This is a genomic window from Sphingobacterium nematocida, assembly GCF_900168125.1.
GTDB lineage: Bacteria > Bacteroidota > Bacteroidia > Sphingobacteriales > Sphingobacteriaceae > Sphingobacterium > Sphingobacterium nematocida.
The window spans coordinates 176,397-201,481 of sequence record NZ_FUZF01000006.1 but is presented as its reverse complement, the minus strand read 5'-3'; the positions used below and the strand labels follow the sequence as shown (position 1 = coordinate 201,481).

General features: G+C 40.5%; 23 protein-coding genes. 10 read left to right on the top strand and 13 right to left on the bottom strand.

Annotation, left to right across the window (positions count from 1 at the left end; translation table 11 throughout):
• Positions 1–257 precede the first annotated feature (257 nt).
• The 3 genes from B5X76_RS09330 to B5X76_RS09320 all read left to right on the top strand — a co-directional run bounded on the left by B5X76_RS09330 (position 258) and on the right by B5X76_RS09320 (position 2,337).
• Positions 258–1,205: an IS110 family RNA-guided transposase gene (locus tag B5X76_RS09330; RefSeq protein ID WP_079642830.1), complete on the top strand. Its 948-nt coding sequence runs from the start codon at positions 258–260 to the stop codon at positions 1,203–1,205.
• Positions 1,206–1,487: 282 nt separating this feature from the next.
• The gene (gene dtd / locus B5X76_RS09325) at positions 1,488–1,946 is read left to right on the top strand and encodes a D-aminoacyl-tRNA deacylase (RefSeq protein ID WP_079642829.1); all 459 of its coding nucleotides are present in this window, start codon (positions 1,488–1,490) and stop codon (positions 1,944–1,946) included.
• Between the two features lie 64 nt (positions 1,947–2,010).
• Entirely contained in the window at positions 2,011–2,337 is a 327-nt protein-coding gene (locus B5X76_RS09320) for a nucleotide pyrophosphohydrolase (RefSeq protein ID WP_079642828.1), read from the top strand.
• 6 nt (positions 2,338–2,343) lie between these two features.
• Here B5X76_RS09320 and B5X76_RS09315 read toward each other — a convergent pair whose 3' ends face one another.
• Entirely contained in the window at positions 2,344–3,102 is a 759-nt protein-coding gene (locus B5X76_RS09315) for an endonuclease/exonuclease/phosphatase family protein (RefSeq protein WP_079642827.1), read from the bottom strand.
• 120 nt (positions 3,103–3,222) lie between these two features.
• Here B5X76_RS09315 and ggt point away from each other — a divergent pair, with 120 nt between their 5' ends.
• On the top strand, positions 3,223–4,914 hold the full coding sequence (gene ggt, locus B5X76_RS09310; RefSeq protein ID WP_079642845.1) for a gamma-glutamyltransferase: 1,692 nt from the start codon (positions 3,223–3,225) through the stop codon (positions 4,912–4,914).
• A gap of 1 nt (position 4,915) precedes the next feature.
• Here the strand turns inward: ggt and rmuC are convergent, their stop codons facing one another.
• Complete coding sequence (gene rmuC, locus B5X76_RS09305) at positions 4,916–6,238, bottom strand: DNA recombination protein RmuC (RefSeq protein WP_079642844.1); 1,323 nt, start codon at positions 6,236–6,238, stop codon at positions 4,916–4,918.
• A gap of 14 nt (positions 6,239–6,252) precedes the next feature.
• A complete protein-coding gene (locus tag B5X76_RS09300; RefSeq protein ID WP_079642826.1) occupies positions 6,253–7,440 on the bottom strand; it encodes a formimidoylglutamase in 1,188 nt (395 codons plus the stop codon).
• A gap of 161 nt (positions 7,441–7,601) precedes the next feature.
• Here B5X76_RS09300 and B5X76_RS09295 point away from each other — a divergent pair, with 161 nt between their 5' ends.
• From B5X76_RS09295 to B5X76_RS09285, 3 genes are all read left to right on the top strand, one after another.
• Positions 7,602–8,567 carry an NAD-dependent epimerase/dehydratase family protein gene (locus B5X76_RS09295; RefSeq protein ID WP_079642825.1) on the top strand — a complete coding sequence of 322 codons (966 nt, stop codon included), beginning with the start codon at positions 7,602–7,604 and terminating at the stop codon, positions 8,565–8,567.
• Between the two features lie 144 nt (positions 8,568–8,711).
• The gene (locus B5X76_RS09290; protein ID WP_079642824.1) at positions 8,712–10,007 is read left to right on the top strand and encodes an HAD-IB family phosphatase; all 1,296 of its coding nucleotides are present in this window, start codon (positions 8,712–8,714) and stop codon (positions 10,005–10,007) included.
• A gap of 257 nt (positions 10,008–10,264) precedes the next feature.
• Entirely contained in the window at positions 10,265–11,107 is an 843-nt protein-coding gene (locus B5X76_RS09285; RefSeq protein ID WP_079642823.1) for a DUF2911 domain-containing protein, read from the top strand.
• An 86-nt stretch (positions 11,108–11,193) separates the two neighbouring features.
• Here B5X76_RS09285 and B5X76_RS09280 read toward each other — a convergent pair whose 3' ends face one another.
• From B5X76_RS09280 to cdaA, 3 genes are all read right to left on the bottom strand, one after another.
• A complete protein-coding gene (locus B5X76_RS09280) occupies positions 11,194–14,115 on the bottom strand; it encodes an FAD-binding and (Fe-S)-binding domain-containing protein (protein ID WP_079642843.1) in 2,922 nt (973 codons plus the stop codon).
• A 12-nt stretch (positions 14,116–14,127) separates the two neighbouring features.
• Entirely contained in the window at positions 14,128–15,036 is a 909-nt protein-coding gene (locus B5X76_RS09275) for a DUF1338 domain-containing protein (protein ID WP_079642822.1), read from the bottom strand.
• 146 nt (positions 15,037–15,182) lie between these two features.
• On the bottom strand, positions 15,183–15,977 hold the full coding sequence (cdaA, locus tag B5X76_RS09270) for a diadenylate cyclase CdaA (protein WP_079642821.1): 795 nt from the start codon (positions 15,975–15,977) through the stop codon (positions 15,183–15,185).
• 96 nt (positions 15,978–16,073) lie between these two features.
• On the opposite strand from cdaA, the gene B5X76_RS21965 reads away from it, so the two are divergent.
• Together B5X76_RS21965 and B5X76_RS09265 are read left to right on the top strand one after the other, a co-directional pair.
• Positions 16,074–16,238, top strand: a complete 165-nt coding sequence (locus B5X76_RS21965; RefSeq protein WP_176141030.1) for a hypothetical protein — start codon at positions 16,074–16,076, stop codon at positions 16,236–16,238.
• Between the two features lie 397 nt (positions 16,239–16,635).
• Positions 16,636–17,355 (top strand): pyridoxine 5'-phosphate synthase, encoded by a 720-nt coding sequence (locus B5X76_RS09265; RefSeq protein WP_079642820.1) that lies wholly within the window; start codon positions 16,636–16,638, stop codon positions 17,353–17,355.
• 169 nt (positions 17,356–17,524) lie between these two features.
• Here the strand turns inward: B5X76_RS09265 and lepB are convergent, their stop codons facing one another.
• From lepB to B5X76_RS09240, 5 genes are all read right to left on the bottom strand, one after another.
• A complete protein-coding gene (lepB, locus tag B5X76_RS09260; protein WP_079642819.1) occupies positions 17,525–18,946 on the bottom strand; it encodes a signal peptidase I in 1,422 nt (473 codons plus the stop codon).
• Positions 18,947–19,054: 108 nt separating this feature from the next.
• Positions 19,055–19,798: a 4-hydroxy-tetrahydrodipicolinate reductase gene (gene dapB / locus B5X76_RS09255; RefSeq protein ID WP_079642818.1), complete on the bottom strand. Its 744-nt coding sequence runs from the start codon at positions 19,796–19,798 to the stop codon at positions 19,055–19,057.
• A gap of 35 nt (positions 19,799–19,833) precedes the next feature.
• On the bottom strand, positions 19,834–20,559 hold the full coding sequence (locus tag B5X76_RS09250; protein WP_079642817.1) for a DUF5683 domain-containing protein: 726 nt from the start codon (positions 20,557–20,559) through the stop codon (positions 19,834–19,836).
• Positions 20,559–21,473: a ParB/RepB/Spo0J family partition protein gene (locus B5X76_RS09245; protein ID WP_079642816.1), complete on the bottom strand. Its 915-nt coding sequence runs from the start codon at positions 21,471–21,473 to the stop codon at positions 20,559–20,561. The genes B5X76_RS09250 and B5X76_RS09245 overlap by 1 nt, the downstream gene beginning before the upstream one ends.
• A gap of 2 nt (positions 21,474–21,475) precedes the next feature.
• A complete protein-coding gene (locus B5X76_RS09240; protein ID WP_079642815.1) occupies positions 21,476–22,273 on the bottom strand; it encodes a ParA family protein in 798 nt (265 codons plus the stop codon).
• 207 nt (positions 22,274–22,480) lie between these two features.
• Here B5X76_RS09240 and B5X76_RS09235 point away from each other — a divergent pair, with 207 nt between their 5' ends.
• Positions 22,481–23,002: an NADPH-dependent FMN reductase gene (locus B5X76_RS09235; RefSeq protein ID WP_079642814.1), complete on the top strand. Its 522-nt coding sequence runs from the start codon at positions 22,481–22,483 to the stop codon at positions 23,000–23,002.
• 4 nt (positions 23,003–23,006) lie between these two features.
• On the opposite strand, the gene B5X76_RS09230 is transcribed toward B5X76_RS09235, so the two are convergent.
• Together B5X76_RS09230 and B5X76_RS09225 are read right to left on the bottom strand one after the other, a co-directional pair.
• Positions 23,007–23,834, bottom strand: coding sequence for a UDP-2,3-diacylglucosamine diphosphatase (locus B5X76_RS09230; RefSeq protein WP_079642813.1), 828 nt, complete (start codon positions 23,832–23,834; stop codon positions 23,007–23,009).
• A 75-nt stretch (positions 23,835–23,909) separates the two neighbouring features.
• A complete protein-coding gene (locus tag B5X76_RS09225) occupies positions 23,910–25,070 on the bottom strand; it encodes a PepSY-associated TM helix domain-containing protein (RefSeq protein WP_079642812.1) in 1,161 nt (386 codons plus the stop codon).
• Between the last annotated feature and the right edge of the window lie 15 nt (positions 25,071–25,085).

Genomic DNA, 25,085 nt, shown 5'->3' with positions numbered 1-25,085 from the left:
CGTCATCGTAAGTTTGTAAAGCAACAGCAGGATTATCAGATACAGAATATAGTTTTGTATTTAGGTTAAGATCCAGCAGAGAGAAGGAATAAGACTTTAGTTCGTCATTAGTCATATAAGACTCTTCGGTATGTTAGTCCCCTTCTCTCATTCTTATTACGAACTTGGACAGTTCATTAGGCCTTAGGAGCCTGTTTTTACGATTGATAAGTCATAATAAGAACTGCTGAAATCCTTTTTTTACGATTAGTACAAATATGGTAACAGGAATCGATTGTTCAAAAGATTATTTTGACATTGCAGTTTTAAAAGAAGGCAAAGTAGCTTTCAAGGGCAGGTTTGCTAACAATAGTAAAGGTTTTACGGATATGCTTCGGCATACCCAAGGGAGCCATGTTGCGATGGAAGCGACAGGTCCTTATTACTTCCAGCTGGCAAGATTTTTATATGATTCGGGAACACGTGTTTCAGTAGTTAATCCATTGGTTATACGCCGGTTTGCACAGATGAGATTGTCTAGAGCAAAGACAGACAAGAAAGATGCGATGGTAATAGCAGCGTTTGTACAGATGACCAGTCCTAAGCTCTGGGAACCTCCAACTGAAGCAATCCAAAGCATCCGCAATCTGGAAACTTATCTGGAGGGGCTTAAGCAAAGAAGGCACATGTTAGGTAGTCAATTGCATGCTTTTGAGGCCGCAGGCACAATAGATAGGCTATTGTATGATGAAATAACGGAGGAGGTTGAAAGCCATGATAAACGGATTGGGGAGAAAGAGCGCCAGATAGAAATCCTGATAAAACAGCACTACGCAGAAATGGCCTCTAATATCAGAAGTGTACCCGGTATAGGTCCCAGAAGTGTTTCTATGCTGATCATTGCTACAGATGGCTTCGGGATGTTCAAAAACTACAAGCAGGTCATATCTTATTTCGGACTGGCGCCCAGGATATATGAATCAGGTACAAGTGTGAAAGGTAAAGGTCATATCTGTAAAATGGGAATGGGACAGGTAAGAAAAGTATTATATATGGCAGCCGTTTCTGCCATAAAATGCAACAAAGCCTGTAAAGATCTCTACGAAAGGTTGAGGGGTAAAGGAAAACCTTATCGGGTAGCAATAATAGCAGCGGTAAACAAGCTGATCAAACAGGTATTTGCAATAGCAAAATCAGGGGAACCGTATAAAGTACAGCTCTCCTAACAGAATATTATTTGGAGAAAATTAAATTTAAGTTTGGATTTAAACACAGTTCATATCGACCGTAGCGGAGATATCTAGAAGCTATATATTAATCCTATACAGTTAATAGACCTCTCCACTAGGTCGAGGTGACGGTTAGTGCCATTAGATAGCCTCTTTGTTTAACACAGAGACAATACGAGTTTAATACTAGCTATAACGGACTTCAACAGACTTGAACCGAGTTCTACGGACTTTTACTCTTTTCTTTTAGCTATTGTAAATTTTTACTTACTTTGACACATGCGAGCAGTAATACAACGGGTGACACAAGCCTCGTGCACCGTCGACGAACAAATAACCGGAATAATAGGAAATGGCTTATTGGTATTAATAGGTATTGAAGATGAAGATACCCAAGAGGATATGGAATGGCTTTCGCAAAAATTGGTTAATCTTCGCATATTCGGCGACGAGCAGGGACTGATGAATAAATCCGTACAAGATATCGAAGGAAATATTCTACTTATATCTCAATTCACGCTATTTGCACAGACAAAGAAAGGAAACCGCCCCTCTTTTATACGGGCAGCGAGACCCGACAAAGCTAAACCGATGTACATCCAAATGGCTCAACATCTGTCGTCCCTCCTAGGGAAAGAAGTACAGGTGGGCATCTTTGGTGCTGATATGAAGATAGATCTTAGAAACGATGGCCCAGTCACCATTATGATGAACACTAAGGATAAAGATAATTATTAATGGTTTATGGCTACTTACTCTATGGCAATAACCATTTATCATTAACACTTAACGATTAAAAAAAATGACAATCAAAGAAGCACAAGAAATCGTCGACAAATGGATTACAACAACAGGGGTCCGTTATTTCAACGAATTGACCAATACCGCCATGCTGATGGAAGAAGTTGGAGAGGTCGCACGTATTATGGCGCGTCAATATGGCGAACAATCTTTTAAAAAATCAGATAAAGAAGTTGATTTAGCCGACGAAATGGCGGACGTACTTTTCGTGCTCATCTGTCTAGCAAACCAAACCGGAATAGATTTAACACAGGCTTTGGAAAAAAACCTAGATAAAAAGAGTATCCGCGACGCCGAACGTCACAAAAACAACGAAAAACTCAAATAGACAGGACTATTTCATAACGATTTCTGCCGACAAAGGCAAATGATCAGAAGGATATGAAGCATCTACGACCTTATACTTCTTCCATTTGAACTTAGAGGGCTTGGAGATTAAGATATAATCGATTTCTTCTTTCGTATTGACGTTAGGAAATGTTGGTCCATTGTCTTTCTTATTACGCACAAACTTCTGTTCTAATAGTTGGATAGGTACCGAAGTAGGAGAAGCATTAAGATCACCCACCAAAATCAAAGGGTGTTTATAGCCATCGACCAAATCATTTATAAATTTTGCCTGGGCGATTTTATTATCATCTTTTAAATCCAAATGCGTATTCGCTAGTGAAATCGTCTTTCCATTGCTCAATGCGATGTCAACTATAGCTAGGGATCGGTTTTCGCTCTTTACGGGCATAGGCAAATCATAACGTCTTTGACCCGTTATTTTGTGCTTTGTCAAGATTAATATTCCGTACTCGCCATTGTCTAGGTCGATTCCTTTAGAAAAAAAATAATTCGTATTGGTCAGTTCAGCCAGCCGCTTTGCCTGATCTACTGTTCCTGAACGAGGCACATTCACATCCACCTCTTGTATACCTATCACATCTGCATCTACAGCATTAATCACCTCAGCGATAGCATCGATATCAATAACTCCTGGTTTGGAAGGAGGATTCGCATGATGAATATTATAAGTCAATACGCGAACAGTCTGTGCAGATAGAACAAGGTTCGCAAACAGGAATAGAAAAAAAACAAAATAGCGCATCGTTCGATAATTTAGGTGAAGATAAGTATCTTTAACAAAAAAGACTAAACTAATTTCAAACAGAGTGGCGTAGAGACTCTTACACCCCTACGACATAACCACTCCCAATAAATGAACTCGATGAAACACTTTTGGTTATTTATAGTTCTTTGTTATATCACAACCGGCTGTAACACACAACGACGTACCAACAATCAAGACACGCAAACCTACAAAAACGGAGCCGTAGTAACAGCTCATCCTATAGCCTCTAGCATTGGTGTCGATATCTTGAAAAAAGGGGGAAACGCTATTGACGCGACCATCGCTGTCAAATTCGCCCTTGCCGTAGTATATCCTAATGCAGGCAATATCGGCGGAGGTGGATTTATGGTCTACCGAAGTAAGACTGGTGAAATTGCTTCTCTGGATTTTCGGGAAAAAGCGCCATTATCCGCCTCTCGTGACATGTATCTGGACCAGGAAGGCAAACCCATAACAGACCTCAGTTTATATGGCCCACTTGCAGCAGGAGTTCCCGGATCCGTCGCTGGTATGGACGAAGCCTACAAAAAATATGGCAGTCTTCCTTGGAAAGAGCTATTGGCCCCTGCTATCCGGTTAGCAAGAGAAGGCTTCCCTATTACGCAACAACAAGCTGAAGAATTTAATCACTACAAAAAAAGATTTCAAGCACATAATCAGCAAGGAGCAGCTATTATCAAAGATGGCCTATGGCAAAAAGACGATCTATTTCAACAGACAGAACTAGCAGCAACATTAGAACGGATTGCGCAAGAGGGACGTGATGGATTTTATAAAGGAAAGACCGCCGATTATATTGTAGAGGAGATGAAACGAGGAAACGGAATTATTTCGCATCAAGACTTAACAGATTATAATGCCCAATGGCGGGAACCTATAGTGGGCTATTATAGAGACAATAAAATAATTTCGATGCCTCCACCTTCTAGTGGGGGAATAGCTCTATTAGCTTTGCTACAATCCATTGAAAGATATCCCTTAAGACAATGGGGATTCCAGGCAGACAGTACAGTCCGTGCTATTGTTGAGGCCGAACGTAGGATCTACGCCGATCGTGCTACACACCTTGGAGACCCTGACTTCTACAATGTCCCGGTAGCGCAACTTACAGATGCCTCCTTTAATAACACGCGTATGTCCAAGGTATCATTATCTAAAGCCACGGATAGCGAAAGTATCAAAGCCAGCAAATTTGCTGGATATGAATCTGAAGAGACCACCCATTTCAGCATTGTAGACAAGGAGGGTAATGCCGTATCGCTCACGACAACCATAAATGGCTCCTATGGTTCATGTGTATGGGTGGGTGGCGCAGGTTTTCTGCTCAATAATGAAATGGACGACTTCTCCGTTAAACCGGGATCTCCGAATATGTATGGATTACTAGGGGGTAAAGCAAATGCGATACAACCGGGAAAACGGATGCTTTCAGCCATGACACCGACAATTATTGAGAAAGACGGAAAACTGAGAATGGTAGTGGGTACTCCCGGAGGTTCAACAATCATCACCTCGGTCCTACAAACTATTCTAAACGTATTGGAATTCGACATGAGCGCGCAGGAATCTGTAAGTGCAGCTCGCTTCCACCATCAATGGAAACCCGACTATATAGATGTAGAGGAGAAAGCCATCAATGCAGAAATCCGTAAGAGTTTAGAAAAAGATGGTTACAAGATCAATAAGAGAGGCCCCATAGGGCGTGTTGAAAATATCGTAATCCTTCCCAATGGCAGGTTACAGACGGGCGCCGACCCTAGAGGAGATGACAAGGCAATGGGGTATTAAATTACCCCTCTAAAAAGCGGTCATCGATCTGCTTATTCGCCTTAGCGCCTAAAACCTTTAGGTTTTCGACTTTACGAACGATATTTCCAGTACCCGAAGTTAGCTTACGCATAGCCTCACCATGCTTTTCTGAAGCTTTGTCCAGATGGCTTTGAATATGTTCCATATCAGTAAGGAAACCAACAAACTTGTCGTATAGTAATCCTGCTTCGCGAGCGATATCCAGTACATTCCTATTTTGACGCTCTTGTTTCCAGACTGCCGCAATGGTACGCAGTGTAGCTAATAGCGTAGAAGGACTGACAATAACTACCTTTCGATCCCAGGCATCTGAAAACAGCTCCGGCTTTTGCATGACCGCCACGCTAAGTGCTGACTCAATAGGCATAAACAGCAAAACAAAATCTGGCGAATGTATCCCATATAGACTATGGTAGTTCTTCACAGAGAGTTCACGTACGTGATTTTCCACAGACTGCACATGCTGCTTGAGATGTATAGTTCTTTCTTCGTCCGTCAGGGCATTCACAAACTTCTCGTAGGATACCAGAGAGACTTTGGAGTCGACAACCAACTGTTTATTGTCTGGTAGATCGATAATGGCATCGGGCTGAAATCGTCGCCCCTGATCATCAGCCAACGAAACCTGCATCCGATACTCCTGATCCCGATTTAATCCCGACCGCTCCAAAACACGCTCCAGTACTACCTCTCCCCAGTTACCTTGCTTTTTCGTATCCCCTTTTAACGCCCGGGCCAGGTTGCCTGCTTCATTCTTAATTTCAAGACTCTGTTGCATAAGCTGCTCGACCACACCTTTTAGCACATTACGTTCGGCTGCCTCCTGATTATAGGTCTTCTCTACCCGTTCTTCAAAACTCTTTATCTTATCTTTCAACGGATCCAACAGCTTACCCATCTGTTCTTGATTGTAGGCAGTGAATTTTTGGGTTTTCTCTTCTAAAATCCTATTGGCCAACACTTGGAAATCCGCATTAAATTTTTCCTTTATTTGGGATATTTCTTCCTTCTGTTCCAAATATTTTTCTTGCTGTGCCTGTAAATAAGCATTCGTCCCCTCTAAAGTACGTTCTACCGCTTGTCGTTCTTGCCGTTCTCTTTCCAACGTCGCTTTGAGTGATTGTTGTTCCTCTGTCAACAACGCCACATGATGATTTGCTTTGGAAGCCGAGATCTCCAACTGCTGTTTTTCTGATTGCGTAGCAGCATAAACTTCTCGGGATACAGCACGCCCATTGCGCCACAATAAATAAGCACAAGCAACTGCTAGGACAGCAAGTAAGATAAACAACGTATATTCCATCGTTACCAGACGAATTATTGTAATTTTTGGTGTGTACGCCACCATAGATCGGGCATTTCCCCTGCTACAGCAAGCTGATAGTCCTCATACCGACAAGGCACGAGATAAAAGCGCTCATTGACCGACTTTGTACCAAAATAAGGTACTTGCATCCACCAACGATCTGATTTTTTACTTTTCACAAAGACCAATTCGTGCGCTTCGTTTTCGAGTGGCGTGCGGTATATAATATAAGCTGATTTAGGAATCAACGGAGCATCGTTCTTACGGTTGTAATAGCCATCCACAAAACACCAGATCATCTGCGAGACCAACATTGCTGTCTGTTCCATAGGGTCATATGTCGGATTAAACTCATAAAATCCTATTGAGCTACATTTATCAGACATTCCTGCGTAACGGGCCAATTGGCAGGCCTCATCACCAAAAAGACCGTTAGGGACAGCGTTGGCATTCCCTGGAGCTTCAGACGCACGGATAGCACCAATATCAAAACTCACCATATCTGCCGCCCGAATAATCGGTTCTGCCTGATCCAACTTACCGGCGATCATTCCCACACGTTGTGCATTAAAAAATAGCTTATCGTACATATTTATAGACTCTTTACTCACGAGATAAGTCTGATAAGCTACATTATTGAGATTAAACAAGTAATCTGGCTGATGCAAGATAATATGATTAAGGTACGTCTGTGAATTTAAGGGGGTGTCTTGGGTACTGGCTTGATCCAAGTCAAATTTGGCATCCACAATAGCCACTTCAACACGTTGTTCCAGGTCTTCGTAGCCTCGGTATTGGGCATAAGTCAGATCATGTCCTCCACCGATGATTATTGGGAGTATATCGTATTTTACCAGCTCCTCAACAACCAAACGTAAAGCAGCATAGGTATCCTCTATTCGATTTCCGGGCTTAATATTACCAAGATCGACAAGAGAAACATTATAATCTCCTTGGTACAACTCATACAGGTGCTTACGCACGGCATTAGGAGCCTTTGCCGTACCTTTGTTGCCAATAGCTCCCCTCTCTTCTTCGACACCAACGATCGCTAACTGAGGACGATTTTCTGGATCATCCAAAACTGGAAATTCATCAATGTAGGTCTGAACGATGTGACCAAACTGCGAATTGAAGTAACCTTCTTTTGACGAAAAATCTGAAATCGTAATGGGTGAAAAAAAATCTGCTAATGACATAAAATCAAAAGTAAAAATTTAAAAGTAAAAAGTGAAAATATTATATGTCTTCATCATTATATAACTTTAATAACCTCGCTTACTTCTTTACCATTAATTTGCATAGCAAATAGCAATGGGTTATCTTTGAGTACATCAAGTATTTCAATAACAAGTTAACAGTGATATTAGTAACAGGAGGAACAGGCTTTTTAGGCTCTACCGTAATTAAGCGCCTAGTCGAAAAAGGGAATGCGGTAATCGCCTTAAAAAGGGAAACTTCCATCATACCGGAAAGTCTAAAAGCATCTTCACTAATCGAATGGGTAGATGCCGATATTACAGACTATTTTGCACTTTCAGATATTTTTGAGCGCGTAACACAGGTCTACCATTGTGCCGCTAAAATATCGTACCAGAAAGATGATGCCGAACATATGCTACATGTCAACGTTGAGGGCACCCGTCATATCGTCAACCTTTCATTAGAACGCGGCGCACGTCTATTACACGTGAGTTCAATAGCCGCCTTAGGTTCCAATAAATTAGGAAGACCTGTTGACGAAAAAGATAAATGGGAATACGACATCCATATGTCCAATTATTCCTTATCAAAGTACAAAAGTGAACTTGAAGTATGGCGGGGTATCACAGAAGGATTGGATGCCGTTATCATCAACCCATCGGTCATCATGGGAGCCAGCAATACCAAATCGGGCTCTGCTGTAATTTTTAACCTGGTACACAAAGGCATCAAAATATATCCTCCCGGATCCGTAGGCATTGTCGATGTAGATGATGTTGCAGAAATCATGTTGTTGTTAATGGATAAGAAAGAAATTACTGCCGAGCGGTATGTGCTCAATAGTGAAAACATTTCAAATAAACAGCTCTTAGAACAAATAGCGTCTCTGCTTGGTAAAAAAGCACCGACAATAGCCGCGAAGCCCTTTATGCTTCAAATTGCATGGCGTGCAGCTAAACTCATCGCGCTAGTAAAAGGAGGTCGTCCTGCATTGACAGAAGAGTCAGCACGTGCTTCAGCCGAAAAGCTCATGTATTCGAACGACAAAATCGCAAAAGAACTAAACTATTCATTCAAACCACTCCACAAAACGCTTCGAGAAATAGCAGACACATATTTATAAGGATTGGACACAAGAACTAATAACCTTTAGAACTTGTTTCACTTTCATAACACAAAAACACACAACAACAATCTAAACCCCATGCGTCCGATATAAGCTTAGCGCTAGTATCTGACTCATAACCTAAAAAAAACGTTTACAGCAATGAAACATTACTACATCATTGATTTTGACAGCACCTTCACGCAAGTAGAGGCTCTTGACGAACTCGCTCGGATATCACTTGAAGGAGACCCTGACCAAGAAAAAGTATATCAGGAAATAGAACGTTATACAAATCTGGCTATGGAAGGCAAGATTTCGTTCCGCGAGAGCCTTGCTGGTCGAGTAGCCTTATTGAAAGCGAACCGAGGACACTTAAAAAAGCTTATATCACAACTCAAAAAAAAGGTCTCAAAATCATTTGATCGTAATAGGGAGTTTTTCAAAAACAACACCGATACAGCGTGGATTGTATCTGGAGGTTTCAAAGAATTTATTACCCCTGTAGTGTCTCCTTACGGCATAAAGACAGAAAATATTTATGCAAATACCTTTATTTTTGATGAGCAGGATAATATTATTGGCTATGACGACACCAATCCCTTGTCGGATGAAGGCGGCAAAGTCAAGCTATTAAAAGAGTTAAACATCCAGGGTCGGATTTTCGGTATAGGAGACGGTTATTCGGATTTTCAACTTAAAGAATCTGGTATCATAGAGAAATTCTTTGCTTTCACAGAGAACATCTCTAGACAGAGTGTTACCGAAAAAGCCGACCATGTGACACCAAGTTTTGACGAGTTCCTTTATGTAAATGACTTGCCACGTGCAATATCCTATCCAAAAAACAGGATCTTGTGTCTTATCGTAGGTGATGTACCGGAGATTTCTAGTCACATCCTTAAAAGAGATGGTTTTTCGATTCGAATTAAAGATACTTTTGAAGACAAATATACCAAAGACGTAGGCATGCTATTGCTCGGACCCGGCGTTTCTGTATCTGATGAACAGCTCGAAAATGCATCCAAGCTCAAAACCATCGGATACCTAGGAGATATCAAAGGACAGATCAGCAAATCAATATGTAGCCAAAAAGGAATCGTTGTATTTGACGATAAGAAGAACAAAAGTCATAACGCCGAATTTATCCCAAGACGTATGGCCGAATTTATTAATAACGGAGATACCGATCAAAGTCGAAACTTCCCGAATCTAATCCTTCCTAAAAAGATAAAAGGTCACAGACTGCTCCATATCCATAAAAACACTCCAGGAATAATGGCTCAGTTGAATAATGTATATGCAGAAAATGAAATTAATATTTTAGCTCAGTTTTTAATGACACGTGGGGATATTGGCTATGCAGTGACGGATATTGATACAGACTATGACAAAAGCCTGCTGAAACAGCTAAAACAGATCGATCACACCATAAAATTCCGTATACTGTACAAGTAAGCATGATGTAATAACACCGCTCAGAACTAGTCCAACAAACAGCCTGGTTCTAAACCATTGAAGAACAAATAAAATCATAAAAGTTTTTTCGTAAATTCACATCAACAAAAAACAAACAAAATAGACATGAAATACTCCTAATTATACAAATTACAAACAACTAGGCGTATTCCATGCCGACGAGTCGGCACAAGATAATGACCATTAAAAAACAAACCGATCCGTCAACTGACGGATCATAAAATAATTACACGCATATGAACAAGATAATTCTTTCGATAGCGACAGCTACAGCATTGTTTCTCGGAACTGAGATCAGTAATGCCCAGATCAAACTGCCAGCAGCAAGTAGTACACAGAGTATCACCCAAGGGCTAGGCATCAAAAACATTTCTTTAAACTATCAACGTCCGAATATGAATAACCGTGTGATTTTCGGTCAGCTTGTCCCTTACGGTGAAGTATGGCGCACGGGAGCTAATAATATTCCAAGTATTACTTTTGAAGAGGAAGTTACCATTGAGGGCAACAAAGTACCTGCAGGTACCTATGGACTATTTACTATTCCTAATAAGAATGAATGGACCATCATCCTCAGCAAAAATGTAAAACAATGGGGCGCTTATCAATACAACAAAGCGGAGGATTTCCTACGCTTCACGGTGAAACCCCAAACATTAAGTAGTAATGTAGAGACATTCACCATTGCTTTTGAGGATGTAACGACCAAATCAACCAAAGTTACATTGGCCTGGGAGAAAACAAAAGTAGGATTTTCGATTGCAACAGATCAATCGAAAGAAATCCTAGCCGGTATAGAAAAAGCGATGGAGGGTGATAAAAAACCTTATTTTCAAGCAGCTCAATATTATTTTAACAACAATCTAGATATCAAAAAAGCAGCCGATTGGGTTAGCAAAGCGGATGAGGGAAACACTACAGCGCCACATATCAAATATTGGAAGGCAAGAATCTTAACAAAGGCAGGAGATAAGGCCGGAGCGAAGAAAGCTGCACAAGAAGGTATCGAAATGGCTACAAAAGGAAACAATCCGGAATACATTAAAATGAACACGGAGGCCTTAAAGGCTATTAAATAGTATCCACATACTTAAAAAAAATCATCTAAGGTCATCCCGATTGTAGGATGACCTTAGATTTAAAAAAAATGTATCCTCGACCCAAATTACATCAATGCTTCATAAAGCACTTCGATAGGATGCACGGCACTGACACCAGTCCCATCCTTAATTTGATGTCGACAACTTGTACCTGGAGCAACGACAATTTCCTGTATAGCCTTTCCTTTAACAGCTGGAAATAACACCAGATCACCTATCTGCATAGACAGTTGGTAATGTTCTTTTTCATAACCAAACGAACCTGCCATACCACAGCAACCAGAAGGTATAACTTTTACAGTAGCTCCTTTCAAGATCTTTAATGCCCTTTCGGTATAGCCTTGTAGTTTCCATGCCTTCTGTTGACAATGCGTATGCAACAAGAATTGTCTTTCTGTTGGATCGAATAGATCGGAAGATATATTTCCTTTCTCAAACTCGCGCACCAAAAACTCTTCAATAAGCATCGCATAGGGTGCGATCCTTTTCGCTTCAGCTTCTAGTTCTATGTCGACCAAGTCAACATATTCGTCTCGAAAGGTTAATATTGCGGAGGGTTCTACAGCGAGTAATGGCGTCTCTGCTGTCAATCGGGAGGCAAAGAGTTTTACATTTTTATTGGCCAGCTTTTTCGCTTCTCTCAGCAATCCTTTAGAAAGTAAAGCTCTTCCGCTGGACACATGCGAAATCATCAAAACCTCATACCCCAGTCGTTCTAGCAATAGAACCGACTGTTGCCCTATCTCCAAATCATTATAGTTGGTAAACTCATCACAGAAGAAATACACCGTCCCCTTAATTCCCGCTTCCTTTCGGATCGGTTTATCTCTATTTAAAAACCATTTTTCCAACGGGATCTCTCCTAGCAAAGGTAGACTGCGTTTCGTAGAAAATCCAACCATTCGCTTAGCTAGCTGCCCGACGATAGGATTTTGGACCGACCAATTGTAAAAACCTGGAATATAAGCCATCCAATCCATTAGACGATCTACATTTCCGATCATACGACTACGTAGGGGTACCCCATGCTTGTCGTAATACCGCTGTAGGAAATCGGCCTTCATTTTTGCCATATCGACACTAGAAGGACATTCTATTTTGCACCCCTTACAGCTCAGACAGAGATCCATCACTTCCTTTATCTCAGGATGGTCAAATGGATTATCCTTGGGCGAGTTTGTCAAAAACTCGCGTAATATATTAGCCCGTGCGCGTGTTGTATCCTTTTCATCCCGGCTCGCCATATAGGACGGACACATCGTTCCGCCAGACAAAGCCGACTTTCGACAATCGCCCGAGCCATTACACTGTTCGGCATGTCCTAATATATCTTGACCTGGATATCTAAATACCGTTTCTATCTTCCTCTTTACCACTTCTGGTTCATACCGCAGAAAAGTATTCATTTTTGGAGAATCTACGATCTTGCCAGGATTAAAAATACAGGCAGGATCCCACTTTCTCTTAATATCTTTTAGCAGCTGATAATTACGTTCGCCGATCATGTACGGAATAAACTCTCCTCGCAATCGTCCATCGCCATGCTCTCCACTCAAAGAGCCTTGATATTTCTTCACCAATTTTGCAATTTCGAAAGCAATTTCCCGAAAAAGATAATTACCTTCTTTGGTTTTAAGGTTTAGAATAGGTCTTAGATGCAATTCACCTGTAGCAGCGTGTGCATAATGTACAGAATACAATCCGTATTGAGCCAGGATGGCATTGAAATCCGCGATATAAGCCGGAAGGTCTTCTACAGCCACAGCCGTATCTTCAATCACGGCAACAGGCTTTTCATCGCCAGGCATATTGCTCAGCAGCCCTAACCCAGCCTTACGCAAATCCCACACCTTTTTTCTATCCTTTCCGAAAACAATAGGAAAATAATACCCCAGACCTTCATTTCGCATAGCAGATTCCACTTTTGCAATCCGGTCACGTATTGCGGCCTCGTCGGAGCCATCGTACTCGATTATTAGAATAGCCTCTGGCGTCCCTTCTACAAAGAATCGGTTTTGTCGCTGTTCGAGATTACTGGCCGTGCATTCTAGAATATAATGATCCATCAATTCGCTGACCAAGGGTTTATGCGCTAAGGCAATAAGATTAGCTCGAAGTGCATCATCCAACGAGTGGAAATGCACACATAGCAAGCCCGTTGGATTTTGCGACAACTTATCTACATGTAGCTTGATTTCGGTCATAAAGAATAATGTTCCTTCTGATCCACAGATCAATTTACAGAAGTTGAATGCTTCTCCCCCAGCAGTAAACGGATCCGCTTCTAATAGCAGATCAATAGCATAACCTGTATTGCGTCGATTGATGTTTGATTTCGGAAACTGTGCACGTATTTCTTGCTGATTATTATAATCGCCCAAAATAGTGCGAATCTGCCTATAAACTTCTCCTTCTAGCGAAGGAAGCTCACATTTAGCGATAAAATCATCAAACGATAAAGCCTTAAAAGATGTTTTGGTCCCATCAGAGAGAAATCCTGTAATCTCCAGCGTGTGTTCTCGAGTGCTGTGATAAATCAACGAATTAGATCCGCAGGAATTATTCCCAACCATGCCCCCTATCATCGCTCTATTGGCCGTTGAAGTCTCGGGACCAAAATATAGTCCCAGAGGCTCGAGAAACATATTCAACTCATCCCGAATAACACCCGGCTGTACCCTAACCCACTGTTGATCCGTATTGACTTCCAAAATTTGGGTAAAATGTTTAGACACATCTACAACAATACCAGCGCCTACTACCTGTCCAGCCAATGAAGTGCCGGCAGTCCTAGGAATGAGAGATGTCTTATTGTCTACTGCAAATTGGATAAGTTTCGCTATATCGGATTCCTGTTTAGGAAATGCTACAGCCAGCGGCAGCTCCCTATAAGCCGAAGCGTCTGTTGCATAAAGCGTACGCATCATATTATCGCTATACAGCTCGCCTGTCATAGCAGCTGCTAATTCCTGTAACCTCTCTTCCACCGCCAAGTTTTCTTATGCCCCTTTAATTTGCGTAGTATATGTGCTTTCAAAAATTTTATCTGCATTATTGGTTTCAAAACCATCTCTTCTGTGTTTGACACCAATTTCAGATTTAGCTAAATGAGTGAACTCGGGCAATATACTTCGCTCGGCAAACTCCACATAGCTCCCCGCTATCTCCAACTCTTGTCCATCTGCGAAAAGCGCTTTATACAATGCAGACACAGTACTACTCTGTCTTAACAAACCGTCATCGCTAGTCTTGATCACGCCGCCGGAGTTATTAAGCTTCACTCCGATACTCGTCAAAAAAGAATTAAACTCCTCTAAAGTATTATAACCATCTTTTAACTCATGAATACTGATGGTATAGTGGTTTAAGTAGTATCGGTTGTAAATCACCCAGGCAGCATATTCGCTCTCCGCTAGTAAAGCTTGATAATCTGTCGAAGTCGGTAAATCCCATAATGGCTTTTGAAGGAAATCGGCAACTTCTTGACCATTTTCCAGATTGATAGCGTCGACAGGATCCTCAACAATAGAAGAAGTATACTTATGGATTATCTCTTGCGCCTTCGAACTCAGATCCTGTACACGTAATTCGGAAACAAATATACGCGGGTATCCTTCTTGGGGGGGAGAGAACCAATATGCATCTAATTTCTTACCTTCAAAATAATAATAATCTCTTTTTTCATAACCAAATGCTAAGAATATCTTCTCAAAGGATTTAATTCCTAGATGGGGTACCCCTAGCGTACGAAAGGCAATATGATCATTGACAATATCTTCCTGCGATCCGATCACCCCTTTTGCCAATAAAGCGTCGGTAATCTTATTAACGTCCGAAACATGGGCTCTGTAATGATCAAATAAATCATTCAAGACGACATCGAGAGGCTTATTTTCATCAAAATGCATACGATCAAAATTTAAAGTTTATACTATAGTAAATTTAGGAAATAGATTTCAATAAAACACGACAACACGAATTTTGTCGAATAAAAATCACAGCAAATAAGTTTATGCAGAAAAATATTCTAAAAACAATCCAAAACAACGAACTATTACAACTCTTCTTTCAAGAGATCTTCCAATTCTTCTGGACTGAGATTCATATTTACATTTCCGTCTTTGGCAAAGGAAATCTCGCCTGTTTCTTCAGAAACAATAACGGCAACGGCCTCCGATACCTCGGTCACACCGATAGCAGCACGGTGTCTTAACCCAAACTGAGGTGGAAGATCCTCACTATCGGAGAGTGGCAACACCGAACTAGCGGTCATCACCCGAAAATCTACGATAACGACAGCACCATCATGCAACGGACTATTTTTAAAGAAAATACTCTCCAGCAATCGCTTCGATACCGGAGCATCTATATACTCGCCGCTGGATTGGTAATACTCTTCATCAAAATACTTAGAAAACACCAATAAGGCTCCGGTACGTGATCTAGACATGCTCCTACAGGCATCAACAATAGGTTTTATCTTTTCGGAATGATCCTGTTGAGCGGTCTTCTTAGCCCCTAGAAATGTCCAAAAAAACTTCTTACGGCGCATCGAGATATTCTTACCAATATGTAACAGAAAGCGTCTTATCTCTTGCTGGAAGACTACAATTAATGCAATTGATCCTACAGAAATAAATCCACCGAATATTTCTGTCAATAGGCGCATCTCCAATTGCTTCACCACCAAATAGATCCCGTAGAATAGGGCTACCCCCAACAGGATATTAACAGCAATAGTACCCTTTATTAAACTGTAGACGTAATACACGATGACGGCCACTAAAAAGATATCTATAATATCCAGTAATCGGAACCCTTCGAGTAGATTAAAGCTTAGTCCTTCCATTTATAATGCAATTTAAAAAATTAATACTAAGATTTATCTCTCTTTCATAGTTTTATAAACGTAATACCTCAATTTAGTCTTCTAGATCGGCATATAATGAAATTAGTTGGTTTTAATTGGAGTTTTTTTATGCGCCTCTCTGCCGGCGCAGGGCATGTTACTTTTGGAGCAAAAGTAACCAAAACTCCTCGCTCGAACATTTTGGCTGTAAGGGTAGGGCTTCCACCTACTAATGCCAAAATCTTCACAGGCGAGATTTAGCTAAAATGTACGTTTTGAGGTTTGTATTAGTTTTGCTAATAGTTAATTAAGGAATTGTCTGGATGGCGTATACGTATACTTTAGATTAAGTCGCCTTAGCGGATCGGCGCTAGCAGGAATGGTAAATCATTGTGCCGATACGGTACAGCGACACGCTTTTGCATACTTTTGGCAAGACAAAAGTATGAGCCATGTCGCGGCTAGAGCGACAATAAATGTGTCTAAATGTAACCTTCCTTTTTTCTGAAAGTGTCTGTTTTCAAAGGCCATCAAGAACTTTCATGTCTGTTGCTGATCCAAAGGCATCATGAAAGTTTTTACTAAAAACAGTCTCCATAATTACGTCTAAAAGGTATTAATTTGATTTTAACTATCTTTACCTAATAATATGCTAAACATGACAAAATTATCTGTAAACATCAATAAAGTGGCTACCCTTCGTAATTCTCGTGGAGGCAACACACCAAATGTCCTGGCAGCAGCACTGGCGGCAGAACGATTCGGAGCAGAAGGCATCACAGTGCATCCTCGCCCAGATGAAAGACACATCCGTTATCAGGATGTATATGACCTTAAAGCTGAAATCAAAACGGAATTTAATATCGAAGGTAACTGTCAGGAACAGAAATTTATAGACCTAGTATTAGCCAACAAACCTACACAGGTTACCTTGGTACCCGATGTCTTGGGACAAATAACTTCTAATCATGGTTGGGATACCTTAAAACATAAAGATTACCTTAAAAACATGGTTAGTCTATTCCAAAAAGAAGGAATTCGAGTTTCGATATTTGTAGACCCTATAGTGGAAATGATTGAAGGGGCGGCAGAAACAGGCACTGATCGTGTCGAATTGTACACAGAAGCTTATGCGGCCGAATTTGGGTTCGATAAGGAAAAGGCTATCGCACCGTATTATCAAGCAGCAGTAAAAGCACGCGAGCTCGGCTTAGGGTTAAATGCAGGTCATGACCTAGACCTAAACAACTTAGCTTACTTTAATCAACACATTCCCGAATTACTAGAGGTGAGCATCGGACATGCATTGATTGCAGACGCTCTTTATCTCGGTCTCGAAGAAACCATAAAGCGATATTTGGCCGCATTAAAAGCCTAAATACATGCTACTACCCCATAAAACTTTCATGATTCCATTGAACCGAACGAAGAGAGTTCATTGATGCCTTGAAACGTAAATTAGAATCAATAATACAGACATTCAGAAAAGAAAGCCCTAAGTAAATAGGTCTACTTAGGGCTTTCTTTATACATTTACTTTTTTACTCTTATTTTATTCCTCTAAAAATTCGATTCCAGCGAATCTTCGAGAAGAAAGTTCCATCTTTATCCCAGCTCAACCAGGTAAACAACGCCTTCCCTACCACATGATCTTCCGGAACAAACCCAAAATCACGAGAATCCAAAGAGTTATCACGGTTGTCTCCCATCATCCAATAGTAGTCCATCTTAATGGTATAACTAGCCTCCTTAATTCCATTAATATAAAAACCATCAGCGCGTTTTTCAAGTGTATTCCCTTCGTATACCGTAATCAAACGTTGATAAATCGGATATGTAAGATCATTAATTTGAACAACATCCCCTTTCTTAGGAACAGTTAAGGGGCCAAAATTATGAAAGTTCCAGTTATATTGATTGTCTTTTGGAAAGGCAGCACTGTCATTATTGTAAGGCGTTACTTCGGTCACATTAGACCAGCCTTTGACTTGCTGTATTTCTTCTTTGGTAACATGTAAAAGGTAAGCAACGATACGCCCATTTTCATCTGGCAACGCCATATACTCAAAACGCTTGTCCACCAAAATATCTGGATCAAGTCCACGTTCGTCGGTGTACACAATATAAGCAGACTGTACATCATCAGAATCAAAGCCTGTTTTACCATTCACAACCAAATGTCCTCCTTTCATCTCAACGACATCACCAGGTTTCCCTACAGCACGTTTGATATAATTCTCCCTTTTGTCGACAGGCCTATTGTAAGGGGCATCTGCTTCCATCGGAAAATTGAAGACAACCACATCATTACGTTCGATATTCTCAAAGCCAGGCAATCTCTTATATGGAATTTTGATTAATTCGGAATAAGCTTTACCGCCCGTTATAGGCATCGTATGATGTGCAAAAGGAAATGCCAACGGGGTATTAGGAACACGAGGTCCATAATTCAACTTGCTAACAAACAGAAAGTCACCAACTAAAAGACTGCGCTCCATGGAACCCGTAGGGATCATATAAGCTTCAATTAGAAAACCTCGAATTAATGATGCCGCTACAGTAGCAAAGATGATCGCATCGGCCCATTCCCGGGTTACAGATTTCTTGTAAGGGTATTTCTTCTTGAACTCTTCGGTATTGGGTTGCCCTAAATACTTAACTGCAGGATCTCTACCCCACATCGGAAGAACTATAAACGGAACAAGAACTGCTGCTGCATTTTCCCAAAAACGACGCTTGCCAAATGCTTTAATCAGATCCAGGTAAAAACCATAAAATATGAAAATATTTACAATAGGTACGAAAAGCCAGACTATCCACCAAGTCGGTCTACCAACCAACTGCGCCATGACATATTCTCTATAAAAAGGAATCACTGCTTCCCAGCCTTGTTTACCAGCTTTTTTAAACAATAGCCATAGCCCATAAAGCGAGATGACAGTAAGTATTCCAAAAACGATATACCACATAATAGTAAAATTTAAAAGTCAGAAATTAAAAACCCGACTAAAGTCAAAAGTTATAATCATGACTTCTTATATGTCGACTGTTCAATTTAAATGTTACAGTACTTATTATTATTTATTAAAATCAAAAATCTCAGTAACTTGAAAGAAACCTTTACGTCCCTCCAACCACTCTGCTGCCACGACAGCACCTAAAGCAAAACCGTCTCTATTGTGTGCCGTATGTTTGAATTCGATCTGATCTACTTCAGAACTATATAGCACAGTATGTGTGCCGGGAACCTCTTCGATACGGAGACTTTCGATCAATAACTCGTCAGGTTTATTAATTACATCATTCTCAGCTCCCACCACCTCATTCACCCATGAAGATTTTGATGTATAATTATCAAGAATCCCTTCGGCGATGGTAATAGCCGTCCCGCTAGGCGCATCCAATTTGTGAATATGATGAATCTCTTCAACCTGTACATCATATTGCTTATAAGGATCCATAGCGCGAGCCAAAAGCCTGTTGATATGAAAGAAGACATTTACGCCTATACTAAAGTTAGATCCGTATAAAAGAGCTTGTTCTGCCTCAAGGCAAGTATCCTTAACTTCTTGCATATGCTCATACCATCCCGTAGTACCTACTACGATGGGCAAGTTTGATTCAAAACACAAACTAATATTGGACAATGCGGCTTCTGGTGTACTGAAATCAATAGCAACGTCTGCTCCTTCAAGATCCTCTACACCGATACTATCTCTATTATTGGCATCTACGATAAGTACGACTTCATGACCTCGCTTGAGTGCAAACTTCTCAATAAGTTGCCCCATTTTTCCATAACCAAGTAAAACGATCTTCATATCTTATAGTTTAATAATTGCCAAATTAACATTTATTATTTAATCGCAAATGTCAATTTGATGCCGGGGGTAAAATAATTTGCAAAATTAGGTTGATAAGCCAATGTCGGGGTAGGCATAAATGTCGGATTGATTTTGACCGTTAGGTCATCACCTATATTATATCGGTTGCGCAGCATGGAATCGGTATATGCTTCTATTACATTGCCCGCCCACCATACCGCGGTAATTATGACTGTCATATCACGATTTCGCCTAAAATTATCTTTTTGCTGAATTAAACCTGTAGTACTGTAATTCTGCAAATCCAAGTTTTGTTTATCATCTCCATTGTCGATCCGATAAGCGGCCTCTTTGGCAAACATCTTATAATAATAGTTCCAGTAATCAAACACGAAATAGGCTGTTATAAAACCACCATAAATAATGGGCAACTTGACCCATACCCAACGACCACCATTCGTTATCTGTCCCCAACCAGGTGCTATAGCCGATCTTCGCCAGGCCACTCGAGAGATCTCTTCGATGGCCAATCGTGTCGAATCTTTAAGAATATCCTTGTAATAATATTTGGCGCGCTCCTTTTCAGCTTTTTCTCGCTCTTTACGCTCCTTCCTTGTTTCCTTTTTTACCGAATCCTGTGGAGCAATACTGTCCAAAGCCAGCTTTGTTGAGTCCCTAAGCACACGGGTAGAATCTATTTGGGCATAGGTCCCCTGTGCCAATATTAAAAAAAATATAATTACTATTATCTTAGGCATTACCAGTCAAGAAGTTCTAAAATACGACTCAAATCATCTTCAGAATCAAATGGTATTTCGATAGCCCCCTTACCACGGCTATTTTTCAGATTTAAACGTACCCGGGTAGAAAATCTAGAAGCCAAATCATCTTCAATTTTTTGATATTGAAAGTCCAATTGCTTCCCTACATTTTGATTTTTCTTAGGTTTCGCCTGCTCTTGTATATTACGAACTAGAATTTCTGTCATACGCACAGATAGTCCTTTTTCAATAATCTCCTGAAAGACAAACAGCTGTTTATCAATTTCACCGACATTAATCAAAGCACGTGCGTGCCCCATAGAAATCTGTCCATCCCGAATACCAGCCTGGATAGCAGGAGGTAGCTTCAATAAACGCAAATAGTTTGTAACCGTAGAGCGATTTTTGGAAACACGGTCTCCTAATTCTTCCTGTTTTAAATTACATTCTTCAATCATTCGCTGAAAACTCAATGCTACTTCAATCGCATTTAGATTCTCCCGTTGAATATTTTCAATCAAAGCCATCTCCAACATCTGTTGGTCATTGGCTGTACGTACATACGCTGGGATATCAGTAATACCGGCAAGCTTGGAAGCGCGCAAACGACGCTCACCACTGATCAATTGATATTGATTTTTGCTAACCTGACGTACCGTAATCGGCTGTATTAACCCCTGAAGTTGAATAGACTCCGATAACTCTTTTAATGCTTCCTCATCAAAATCAGTACGAGGTTGAAAAGGATTGACAGTGATTTGCTCGACCCTAATAAAATTGATACTTCCTGCCGCAGATCCGGATACTTCACCGCTATCTTTCTGAGGAGAAACCGGTGAATCCTTCAAATCATCCTGCAACAAAGCACCTAAGCCTTTCCCTAACCCTGTTTTACGTTGTAATGCTGCCATTCTTATACGATCGCTTTTTCTTTATTATGTTCAACCAAACCATTTTTCTGCAAAATCTCACGAGCAAGATTCAAGTAATTCACAGCTCCTTTACATGAAGCATCGTGCATAATCACGGAAATACCAAAACTAGGCGCTTCACTCAATCGTGTATTGCGTTGTATAATAGTTTCAAAAACCAGATCCGTAAAGTGTGTCCGAACTTCTTCGACTACCTGATTTGACAAGCGTAGACGTACATCATACATAGTAAGTAGAATCCCTTCGATTTCTAAGTCCGTATTTAATCTATTTTGAACAATTTTTATGGTATTTAACAATTTACCTAATCCCTCAAGCGCAAAATATTCACACTGTACCGGAATAATCACCGAATCAGATCCCGTTAGCGCATTGATCGTAATCAAGCCTAGTGATGGCGAGCAATCGATGATAATAAAATCATAATCATCTTTGATTTCGCCCAGCATTTTCTTCATTTTATACTCGCGCTCATGAAGATTAATCATCTCAATCTCCGCACCCACTAAATCAATATGTGCCGGCAAAAGATCTAAATAAGGTGTATCTGTCGCTTGGATAGCCTCACGAGGATCCAGATCATTCACCAAACACTCATAGACACTAGCTTTGATATTTCGAGGATCGAAACCTATCCCTGAAGTAGAGTTTGCCTGTGGATCCGCGTCCACTAACAGCGTCTTATACTCCAAAACGGCTAAACTCGCTGCCAAATTTATCGAAGTTGTTGTCTTCCCTACGCCACCTTTTTGATTTGCTATTGCAATTATTTTTCCCATGAGATACCGAACCTTTTACAATTTTTGTTTTCAAGAATTGTTCTCCATTCAAAAATACATTCCTATTACTAAAGAAATGTTTAAATGATGTTAAAATTACTAAATTTGAGAACTTCCTGATACTATTACTCAGGATGCTAAGATACAAAAAATTGATTTACGATTTGATAAACTCGTTGATTGATTATTATAAGTAGCAACATTACAATGAATTTAATTATTTCAGGAACAAATCGACTGGGTAGTAACTCGTTAAAAGTCGCAGAATATTATAAAAAAGAGTTGAACAAGAAAGGAGAAGATTGGCAGATTCTATCGTTGACAGATCTTCCTCACGACATATTATTTACCGACCTATACGGCAAGCGTTCCGCAGCCTTCGCTCCAATTCAAGAGTTGGTATCAGAGGCACAGAAATTTGTCTTTATCATTCCAGAATACAATGGTAGCTACCCCGGAGTACTAAAAACTTTCATTGATGCTTGCGCTTATCCTGTTTCCTTCTACCACAAAAAAGCCGCTCTTGTAGGTGTCTCAACCGGAAAATACGGAAATATCAGAGGTGTGGATCACTTTACAGGGGTTTGCAATTATATGCGAATGCATGTCATGCCGTTAAAAATTCATATCCCCAGTATCCAAAGCGAGCTAAGCCAAGGGGGAGATTTTGATGAGGATAGCACCTATAAATTCGTGCAGGAGCAGATCGAGGAGATTATTCGGTTCTAACGAGTTAGCGCCCGACCTTAATCCTATCCAAAATACTGTCCAATGTATAGGACAGAGGAGACTCGTGCAGCGGATACTTGCCCAGCTTGTCTTTCTGTTCCTCATAGTGAAACATGGTCCATTCGTGGTTATTATATTCCAATGCAGATAGGTTTTCTATCCAATCACCGGAGTTCATATACACACATTTTCCCTTTTTCGTTTCGACGGTACGGATCTGTGGTTGATGGATGTGACCACAGATCACATAATCATAATGGCTCTCTATCGCAAGCTCTGACGCAGTATGTTCAAAATCGCCAATAAATTTGACCGCTTTTTTTACCGAATTTTTAATTCTTTTGGATAGCGAATATTTTTCACGTCCCAATCTATTCAGGCACCAATTAATAAGATTATTCAACCGAATAAGCATATCATAGCCCCAACCTCCCAGTTTGGCCAGCCATTTGGAATGCTGCACAGAAGCGTCGAAGACATCACCATGAAATACCCAAGCCTTCTTATCGCCTAGATGTAACACCAGCTTGTCTACCAACTTAATATTCCCAAAACTGATATCCGAAAACTTACGAAGCATCTCATCATGATTGCCCGTAACATAGATCAGCTCTGTACCCTGATAAGCCATATCAAAGAGGTATTTAATGACACGGAGGTGTTGATCCGGAAAATAGCTTTTCTTAAACTGCCAAATATCTATTATATCACCATTCAAGATCAATTTCGATGGTTTGATAGAGTACAAATAATGCAGTACCTCCTTGGCTCTGCAGCCATAAGTTCCTAAATGTAGGTCAGACAAAACGACCAAGTCTACTTCTCTCTTCATAGTTGATTAACACAAATAAAGAGAACGAAGATTAACTTATCATTTTCAGACAGTTAAGAAAATTTTAATTCTCTATCATGAAGAAAGTTCAACATCAGCCTTTTTCGAAACAGCCCGCCGACTTGTCTTTTTCTTTACTTTCTTTTTCTTGCCCCACCAAACGTAAAAACCCGTAATAGGCAATGAAGCACATATTAAGCTTGCCAAGAAATACATAATCTTAGTCGTCATACCGCCTATAAATCCAGTGTGCAACGCATAGTTTGAACGTGATATCCATTCTGCCGCCTGAGCTTCGCTGATGGGTTTTTGTGAATTAGGCAAAAGCGTTATTGTATTGCGATCAAACTTTAAGTCACGCCATCTCCCCGAATGCATATCCGTACAAGCATATATAGTCTGCTCGTCCTCTTCAGGAATATGGACGATTACGGCCTCTTTATTTAATTGCGCTATTTCTTTGCGCACCTTATACCAGATCTTATCTGCAACCACTAAAGCATCTTGCATAGCCGGTGTTGTTAGTCCAGACTCTACTCTTTCTACTTTCACCCTTGGAGGCAAGCCTCCACTAAGCCACATCACCGATTTACGCATCCATGGGAAAGCCATGATTAATCCAGTTAATCCCATTAATAAAGCCAACAAGAGCGAATAGAAGCCAAGTACATTGTGTAGATCGTAGTTAATCCGCTTTAACTTCGCCTTCCAGTTAATGGTAAAACTCTGCTTTACCATACGCCTTGTCCATCGTTTGGGCCACCATAGTATTACTCCGGAAAGCGTTACCAAGAAAAAAACAAAAGTTCCCCAGCCCACGATCTGACGTCCTAGCTTTCCGTGAATCCAGAAATGACGATGCCCTTCATCCATGAAATGAAAGATATCTTCATGGTCCACCTCGGCAAGAATCTGTCCGGTGTATGGATTAACATATAACAAGGTATCGCTATGGTTGATACTTGCCTTTATAGACTTATCCAAACCGTAGTACCACAAACTACCGACTTCCTTATCTGGATAAAATTCTTTTATCTTTTGATAAATGACACTTGGCGGTAGTTGCTTATCTGTCGTCTGTTCCTCTACTGATATGTAATTATAGACTAAGTCTTTTATATCATGCTCAAATACCAATACACATCCTGTAATGGACAAAACAAAGACAATAATACCTGAAGCCAAACCTAGCCAAAGATGCAACCAAGCATTTATTTTTAGTAAAATAGATTTCATGTAAAAGAATAAGGG

What these genes read in the sequence shown, in the direction of transcription:
- dtd (WP_079642829.1), top strand. Translation starts at nt 1,488, where the DNA reads ATGCGAGCAGTAATACAACGGGTGACACAAGCCTCGTGCACCGTCGAC.
- B5X76_RS09300 (WP_079642826.1), bottom strand. Translation starts at nt 7,440, where the DNA reads ATGTCATTAGCAGATTTTTTTTCACCCATTACGATTTCAGATTTTTCG.
- B5X76_RS09235 (WP_079642814.1), top strand. Translation starts at nt 22,481, where the DNA reads ATGAATTTAATTATTTCAGGAACAAATCGACTGGGTAGTAACTCGTTA.
- ggt (WP_079642845.1), top strand. Translation starts at nt 3,223, where the DNA reads ATGAAACACTTTTGGTTATTTATAGTTCTTTGTTATATCACAACCGGC.
- B5X76_RS09250 (WP_079642817.1), bottom strand. Translation starts at nt 20,559, where the DNA reads ATGCCTAAGATAATAGTAATTATATTTTTTTTAATATTGGCACAGGGG.
- B5X76_RS09320 (WP_079642828.1), top strand. Translation starts at nt 2,011, where the DNA reads ATGACAATCAAAGAAGCACAAGAAATCGTCGACAAATGGATTACAACA.
- cdaA (WP_079642821.1), bottom strand. Translation starts at nt 15,977, where the DNA reads ATGGAAGGACTAAGCTTTAATCTACTCGAAGGGTTCCGATTACTGGAT.
- rmuC (WP_079642844.1), bottom strand. Translation starts at nt 6,238, where the DNA reads ATGGAATATACGTTGTTTATCTTACTTGCTGTCCTAGCAGTTGCTTGT.
- B5X76_RS09230 (WP_079642813.1), bottom strand. Translation starts at nt 23,834, where the DNA reads ATGAAGAGAGAAGTAGACTTGGTCGTTTTGTCTGACCTACATTTAGGA.
- B5X76_RS09290 (WP_079642824.1), top strand. Translation starts at nt 8,712, where the DNA reads ATGAAACATTACTACATCATTGATTTTGACAGCACCTTCACGCAAGTA.
- B5X76_RS21965 (WP_176141030.1), top strand. Translation starts at nt 16,074, where the DNA reads ATGAAATTAGTTGGTTTTAATTGGAGTTTTTTTATGCGCCTCTCTGCC.
- B5X76_RS09315 (WP_079642827.1), bottom strand. Translation starts at nt 3,102, where the DNA reads ATGCGCTATTTTGTTTTTTTTCTATTCCTGTTTGCGAACCTTGTTCTA.
- B5X76_RS09225 (WP_079642812.1), bottom strand. Translation starts at nt 25,070, where the DNA reads ATGAAATCTATTTTACTAAAAATAAATGCTTGGTTGCATCTTTGGCTA.
- lepB (WP_079642819.1), bottom strand. Translation starts at nt 18,946, where the DNA reads ATGTGGTATATCGTTTTTGGAATACTTACTGTCATCTCGCTTTATGGG.
- dapB (WP_079642818.1), bottom strand. Translation starts at nt 19,798, where the DNA reads ATGAAGATCGTTTTACTTGGTTATGGAAAAATGGGGCAACTTATTGAG.
- B5X76_RS09275 (WP_079642822.1), bottom strand. Translation starts at nt 15,036, where the DNA reads ATGCATTTTGATGAAAATAAGCCTCTCGATGTCGTCTTGAATGATTTA.
- B5X76_RS09330 (WP_079642830.1), top strand. Translation starts at nt 258, where the DNA reads ATGGTAACAGGAATCGATTGTTCAAAAGATTATTTTGACATTGCAGTT.
- B5X76_RS09245 (WP_079642816.1), bottom strand. Translation starts at nt 21,473, where the DNA reads ATGGCAGCATTACAACGTAAAACAGGGTTAGGGAAAGGCTTAGGTGCT.
- B5X76_RS09240 (WP_079642815.1), bottom strand. Translation starts at nt 22,273, where the DNA reads ATGGGAAAAATAATTGCAATAGCAAATCAAAAAGGTGGCGTAGGGAAG.
- B5X76_RS09285 (WP_079642823.1), top strand. Translation starts at nt 10,265, where the DNA reads ATGAACAAGATAATTCTTTCGATAGCGACAGCTACAGCATTGTTTCTC.
- B5X76_RS09265 (WP_079642820.1), top strand. Translation starts at nt 16,636, where the DNA reads ATGACAAAATTATCTGTAAACATCAATAAAGTGGCTACCCTTCGTAAT.